Here is a 6,719-nt window from a genome sequence, read left to right on the forward strand (position 1 = left end):
TCAAATTCGATAGAGAATATTAATAAGAATGTTTATCATTTGCAATAAAAATAAATAATTAACTTTAGGCAGGTTACAAAAGAAGAAAGCGCTTTGAAGAAAAGAGAGGCAAGGAAAGATAAATTAAAAAAATTAGAAAAAGAGCGTATTTTTTGTATATCCTTTAAGGTTGTCATATAATGTGGCACATTTTTTTATAAACCTGTTATTACCAAATATATAGAGGAAGCCATGCAAGTAACTTCTGAAGCGGTTTCGGGCGTTGCCCGTCGTTTAAATGTTTCTGTACCGACGAGCCGTATTAATGAGCAATTTGAAGCTCGTTTAAAACGTACTGCTAAAACTGCGAAGATCAACGGCTTCCGTCCAGGTAAAGTGCCTGTGAACGTGGTTCGTCGTGAATACGGTGCAGGTATCTATCAGGAAGTTGTAAACGACATTATTCGTGATACAGTATTTGAAGCGATCCAGCAAGAAAAAATCAATGCTGTTGGTATGCCAAATATCGAAAAAACTGAGATGAAAGATGATGCTTTAGTATATGAAGCAACTGTTGAAGTTTATCCAGAAGTTGAAGTGAAATTCGAAGGCCTGGAAGTTGAACGTAAAGCGTCTGAAGTCAATGACAAAGACGTTGACACTATGCTGGAAAACCTGCAAAAACAACGTGCTTCTTGGGCTGAAACAAAAGGCATGGCGAAAAAAGACATGCAGGTGACTTTTGATTTCGAAGGTTCAATCGACGGCGAGAAGTTTGAAGGCGGTTCTGCAGAAGACTTTAAACTGGTATTGGGTTCTGGCCGTATGATCCCTGGCTTCGAAGATGGCATCATCGGTATGAAGAAAGGCGAAGAGAAAGTTATTGATGTAACTTTCCCTGAAGACTACCAGGCTGAAAACCTTGCGGGTAAACAGGCTCAGTTTAAAATCACTGTAAAACTTGTTGAAAAGCAAAAACTTCCAGAAGTTGATGCTGAATTCCTGGAAATCTTTGGTGTTTCTGCAGAAGAAGGCGTAGAGAAATTAAAAGCTGACGTTCGTAAAAACATGGAACGTGAAGTGAAAAATGGACTACGCAATCAAGTGAAAGGTGCGACTTTTGATGCGCTAGTAGCTGCAAACGAAGTTGAACTTCCAGCTGCAATGATTGCTCAGGAAATTGATCGTCAGCGTCAGCAGATGATCCAGCAGTTCACGCAGCAGTTTGGTGCACAAGGTGCAAAAGCATTTGATTCAAGCATGCTTCCAGATGACCTGTTCAAAGAACAAGCTGAAAAATCAGTTAAACTTGGCATACTGGTGAGCAAGGTTCTGGCTGATGCGAAAATTGAAGTAGATCAAGCGCGTGTAGATGCGTATATCGAAGATATGGCTTCTTCTTATGAAGATCCAAACGAAGTCATCGAATACTTCAAAAATGACCAGCAGCAACGTGCTCAAATCGAAGCAGTTGTACTTGAAGATCAGGTAGTGGATCACATTCTGGCATCTGCTAAAGTGACTGATACGACTGTAAGCTATGAAGACTTATTGAAAGAGCAGCAAGCTCGTCAACAAGGCTAATCCTAGCTGGTCATAAAAAGGCGCTTTATGCGCCTTTTTTTGATAGCGTAATTTCACCTGATATTCAGTTTTTCACAAAACTAATGCAAAAAATATCTTGGAATTGCAAGCGAATATTTTGCAATTTCAGTCATTATCCCTCATATTGTGATTATGGATTAAGTCACAAAAATTTAGGAATAAATAAACGTATGTATGTTCCAATGATCGAAAACGCTTTAGTTCCAATGGTGGTAGAACAATCCTCTCGTGGCGAGCGTTCTTTTGATATTTATTCACGTCTTTTACGTGAGCGGGTTATTTTTCTCTCAGGTGAAGTTGAAGACCACATGGCCAATCTTATTGTGGCACAAATGTTGTTTTTAGAAGCTGAGAACCCAGATAAGGATATTCACCTGTATATTAACTCACCAGGTGGTTCAGTCACTGCGGGTATGGCCATTTATGACACCATGCAGTTTATCAAACCTGATGTGGTGACTTACTGTATGGGACAGGCCGCTTCAATGGGTGCGTTCCTGTTGAATGCTGGAACCAAAGGCAAGCGTTATTGCCTTGAAAATGCGCGTGTCATGATTCACCAGCCTTTGGGTGGTTTCCGTGGACAAGCTTCGGATATTGAAATTCATGCACGTGAAATTCTGTTCATTAAAGAACGTTTAAACCGTTTAATGGCTGAGCATAGTGGTCAGGACTATGAAAAAGTGGCACGTGATACTGACCGTGACAACTTTATGACTGCTCAGCAAGCGAAAGAATACGGTCTTGTGGATGAAGTACTTACTAAACGTCCATAAGTTTTACAGATTGAGATATTGGAGTAAATATGTCCGAACATCCTCAAGGACAAAAGCATTGTTCATTTTGCGGTAAAACGCAGTCTGAAGTCGGAAAGCTGATTGCAGGCGAGGACGCATACATTTGTAATGAATGTGTGGACGTATGCTTAGATTTGGTTCAAACCAGTCAGCAGGTCGAAACCAATGACTGGGCGAACCGTCCTTTACCGAAACCGCATGAAATCCGTGCAGCGCTCGATCAATATGTCATTGGTCAGGATCTGGCGAAAAAGACCTTATCTGTTGCAGTGTATAACCATTACAAACGTCTGAAAGTACAGACCAATGGTAAGAAAGCAGATGACTCTATTGAAATTGCCAAGAGTAATATCCTGTTGGTTGGTCCAACCGGTTCAGGTAAAACCTTATTGGCACAAACCCTTGCCCGTCTTCTAGATGTGCCTTTTGCCATGGCAGATGCAACGACCCTCACAGAAGCAGGTTATGTGGGCGAAGATGTTGAAAACATTGTACAAAAGCTTTTGCAAAAAGCCGATTATGATGTGGAAAAGGCACAAAAGGGGATCATCTATATCGATGAAATCGATAAGATTACCCGTAAATCTGAAAACCCATCCATTACCCGTGATGTATCGGGTGAAGGTGTGCAGCAGGCTTTACTGAAAATGATCGAGGGTACGGTTGCTTCTATTCCGCCGCAAGGAGGACGCAAGCATCCACAGCAGGAATTCATTCAGATTGATACTGCAAATATCCTGTTTATCTGTGGTGGTGCATTTTCGGGTCTAGAGAAAATTGTACAGCAGCGTCAGGAAAAAGGTGGTATCGGTTTTACTGCAGAAGTGCGTAATAAAGATGAAACCAAAAAACTGTCGGAGCTGTTCCGTCAGGTAGAAGCCAATGATCTGGTGAAGTTTGGTCTGATCCCAGAATTTATTGGCCGTCTGCCAGTCATTGCAACACTGGATGAGCTGGATGAAGATGCCTTAATGCAGATTCTGACAGAGCCAAAAAATGCCTTAACCCGTCAATATCAACACCTGTTTGAGATGGAAGATGTGGATCTGATCTTTGAAGAGTCAGCCCTACAGGGGATAGCGAAAAAAGCACTTGAGCGAAATACAGGTGCGCGCGGTCTGCGTTCGATTCTGGAAAACGCACTCCTTGAAACCATGTATGATCTGCCAAGCCGCACTGATGTAGGCACTGTAGTGGTGAATGAGGCGGTAATTAATGGTGAGGCTGCACCGGAATTCAGGGCGGAACGCCAGCCCCAATCTCAGGAAGAGCCGGTCAGCAAGATTGATTTAAAGGTGGTAAATAGTCGGTCTGCCTGATTGCTATTCGTCAGAAACGTGCGAAAACCTCGTGTTTTCGCACGTTTTTTATTTCCAAATTCTAAACCCGAGTGTTAATCTCAACATCTGGGCGTGGACGCCTAAAATAAAAAAGCAGGGCACCTGCATAAGCAAGAAGAAGAAAAACGCAGTGAGGGATAAACATGCGTGGAGTCGCAATAGTACTCATCAGCAGTTTGGTATTGATGGGGTGTCATGGTAAAAAAGCCCTAGTTGAGCCTAGTCAGCCACTCAGCACTTTAAAAAATATTGATCTTGAAAAAAAGCCGGGTTTTATCGAACAGCATCGTATGGGTATGATGAGCATTGGCGGCTGGGTTAACCAGAAACAGGGACAAGCTTTCCAGACCGTTCAACCACAGCATGCTGATGCAGCGATCGTATATTTATATCGTCCAGATTCCAACTGGAACCGCCAGGAAATTGTGGCAACCAGTCTGTTTATTAACCAGCAGCATATTCCAAGTTTATTGCACAACCATTATTACTGGGTAGAGCTTCCGGCGGGTAGTTATCGTCTGAGTAGCAGCCGACCTTTAGGCGCTTTACATTTTCAGAAACCCAAGTATCTGGATTTCAGTGTTGAAGCGGGACAGTCCTATTTTATTAAATATGATGAAGAAAATTTTAATACGCGCCGCAGTATGTCTGGGCCTTTGATGCTCATGCCGCACAATGTAGGGCTCAATGAAATTGCATTTACCCAGCTCAAATCACATAGCTTTAATTTTGTTGCCCAAGACCAGAAAACTGGCAAGGTGCGTAAAAAGGCCCAAAAAATTCAGATGCCTAAATATGATCCTGCAACTGATGTACAGCTGATTGCACCTTTTAAACTTTGGGATCCACGTAGCTGGTAATACCATCAGTTCATAAAAAAAGCACCCAGATGGGTGCTTTTTTTTATAGCTTAAATTAGCCCTCAGCAGCATCAACTACTGGAATCTTACCAATTTTCGCCTGCCAGATTTTTGGAGCAGTGGCGTGTACAGAGGTACCGTTTACGTCCACAGCCACAGAAACCGGCATATCTTTCACTACAAATTTGTAGATCGCTTCCATACCCAGGTCTGCAAAAGCAACAACTTCCGCTTCACGGATCGCTTTAGACACCAAGTACGCAGCACCACCAACAGCCATTAAGTAAGTCGCTTTGTTGTCTTTGATGGCTTCAACAGCAGCAGGACCACGGTCCGCTTTACCGATCATGCCAAACATGCCAGTCGCTTCAAGAACTTGACGCGTAAATTTGTCCATACGTGTTGCAGTAGTAGGACCAGCAGGGCCAACGACTTCATCACCGACTGGATCGACTGGGCCTACGTAATAGATGAACTTGCCTTTCAGATCTACAGGAAGCTCTTCACCATTGTTCAGCATGTCTACCATACGTTTATGGGCTGCATCACGGCCAGTATAGATGGTACCGTTAAGAAGCAGGGTATCCCCTGGTTTCCAAGAATTCATTTCTTCCTGAGTGATGTTGTCAAGGTCAACACGCTTAGAAGAAGACGAATCCCAAGTCACAGATGGATAATCTTCAAGGCTAGGCGCCTGAATATGTGCTACACCTGAACCATCCAGGGTGAAATGTGCGTGACGGGTTGCTGCACAGTTCGGAATCATACCAACCGGTTTACCCGCCGCATGACATGGGTAATCTTTGATTTTAATATCCAGCACTGTGGTTAAACCGCCCAGACCTTGAGCGCCAATACCAAGTGCATTGACTTTCTCGAAGATTTCGATCCGAAGTTCTTCCAGTTTGTTTTGTGGACCACGACGAAGCAATTCGTCCATGTTGATTTCTTCCATCAATGCTTCTTTGGCCAGCATCATGGCTTTTTCCGCAGTACCCCCAATACCGATACCGAGCATACCAGGAGGACACCAGCCGGCACCCATAGTTGGGACGGTTTTCAGTACCCAGTCCACGATTGAATCAGACGGGTTTAACATTGCCAGTTTAGATTTGTTTTCTGAACCGCCACCTTTTGCAGCAACCGTAATATCCACTTTGTTGCCTGGAACAAGTTTGTGATAGATCACAGCAGGTGTATTGTCTTTGGTGTTCTTTCGACCAAATGCAGGGTCTGCCAATACAGAAGCACGCAGTACGTTTGAGTTTTCTAGATAACCTTGGCGTACACCTTCATTAATTGCATCATCCAGGCTCATGGTTAAATCAAATTTAACATCCATGCCCACTTCAACAAATACGTTGACGATACCAGTATCCTGGCAGATCGGGCGATGGCCTTCTGCACACATGCGTGAGTTGATTAGAATTTGCGCGATTGCATCTTTCGCAGCCTTGTTCTCTTCACGGTCGTACGCACGGCTCATCGCTTGGATGAAGTCTTGTGGATGATAGTAAGAAATGAACTGAAGCGCATCTTTTACGGATGTGATCAGGTCATCTTGCTTGATAATAGTTGTCATACAAATATCTCTTGAGCGGGCTGATAGCTAGCGGGCTAAATTATAAGACAAAAGGATCAGGTTGTGGGCATTTTGCGGGGACATTGGCTGAAAGTTTATAGTTTGAGCAATTGCTCGCTGTGAAAGTCTCTCTGAACTGTCATAAATGATGAAAAAAATTGCCTATATTTAAACTTATATTACAGCTTTATTTTTATATAAATAAATTATTTTGTCATAAATTATTGATTTTTATAAATTAATATAATTTATCGAATATTTCATTTTTGTCATATAACTGTCATATATCTGACTCATAATGAGCGCATTAAAAGGAGACCTTGAACATGACTACAAGTATCTTAATGGTTGCAGGCTTTTGTATTTATATCGCAGCAACGTGGATGTATGGCCAAAAAGAAGATCAAGCTTAAGCTTTATCTTCTTTTTGCATTTTATACTCTCAGTATTCTATTCTTCTTCAAATCTTCAAATCTTCAAATCTTCAAATCTTCAAATCTTCAAATCTTCAAATCTTCAAATCTTCAAATCTTCAAATCTTCAAATCTTCAAATCT

General features: G+C 42.2%; 5 protein-coding genes. 4 read left to right on the top strand and 1 reads right to left on the bottom strand.

What is annotated here, in order from left to right; translation table 11 throughout:
• The first annotated feature begins 231 nt into the window (after positions 1-231).
• The 4 genes from tig (at position 232) to NI467_RS06175 (ending at position 4,581) form a co-directional block, all read left to right on the top strand.
• Positions 232-1,563: a trigger factor gene (gene tig / locus NI467_RS06160; RefSeq protein WP_253151750.1), complete on the top strand. Its 1,332-nt coding sequence runs from the start codon at positions 232-234 to the stop codon at positions 1,561-1,563.
• 191 nt (positions 1,564-1,754) lie between these two features.
• Positions 1,755-2,360 carry an ATP-dependent Clp endopeptidase proteolytic subunit ClpP gene (clpP, locus tag NI467_RS06165; RefSeq protein WP_151203363.1) on the top strand — a complete coding sequence of 202 codons (606 nt, stop codon included), beginning with the start codon at positions 1,755-1,757 and terminating at the stop codon, positions 2,358-2,360.
• Between the two features lie 29 nt (positions 2,361-2,389).
• Positions 2,390-3,700: an ATP-dependent protease ATP-binding subunit ClpX gene (gene clpX / locus NI467_RS06170; RefSeq protein WP_151206998.1), complete on the top strand. Its 1,311-nt coding sequence runs from the start codon at positions 2,390-2,392 to the stop codon at positions 3,698-3,700.
• A gap of 164 nt (positions 3,701-3,864) precedes the next feature.
• Entirely contained in the window at positions 3,865-4,581 is a 717-nt protein-coding gene (locus NI467_RS06175) for a DUF2846 domain-containing protein (RefSeq protein WP_253151752.1), read from the top strand.
• Between the two features lie 55 nt (positions 4,582-4,636).
• Here the strand turns inward: NI467_RS06175 and NI467_RS06180 are convergent, their stop codons facing one another.
• Complete coding sequence (locus tag NI467_RS06180; RefSeq protein ID WP_151203366.1) at positions 4,637-6,163, bottom strand: fumarate hydratase; 1,527 nt, start codon at positions 6,161-6,163, stop codon at positions 4,637-4,639.
• Positions 6,164-6,719: the final 556 nt, after the last annotated feature.

It is taken from the genome of Acinetobacter sp. S4397-1, from assembly GCF_024129285.1.
In the GTDB taxonomy this organism is placed as follows: Bacteria; Pseudomonadota; Gammaproteobacteria; order Pseudomonadales; family Moraxellaceae; genus Acinetobacter; species Acinetobacter lwoffii_C.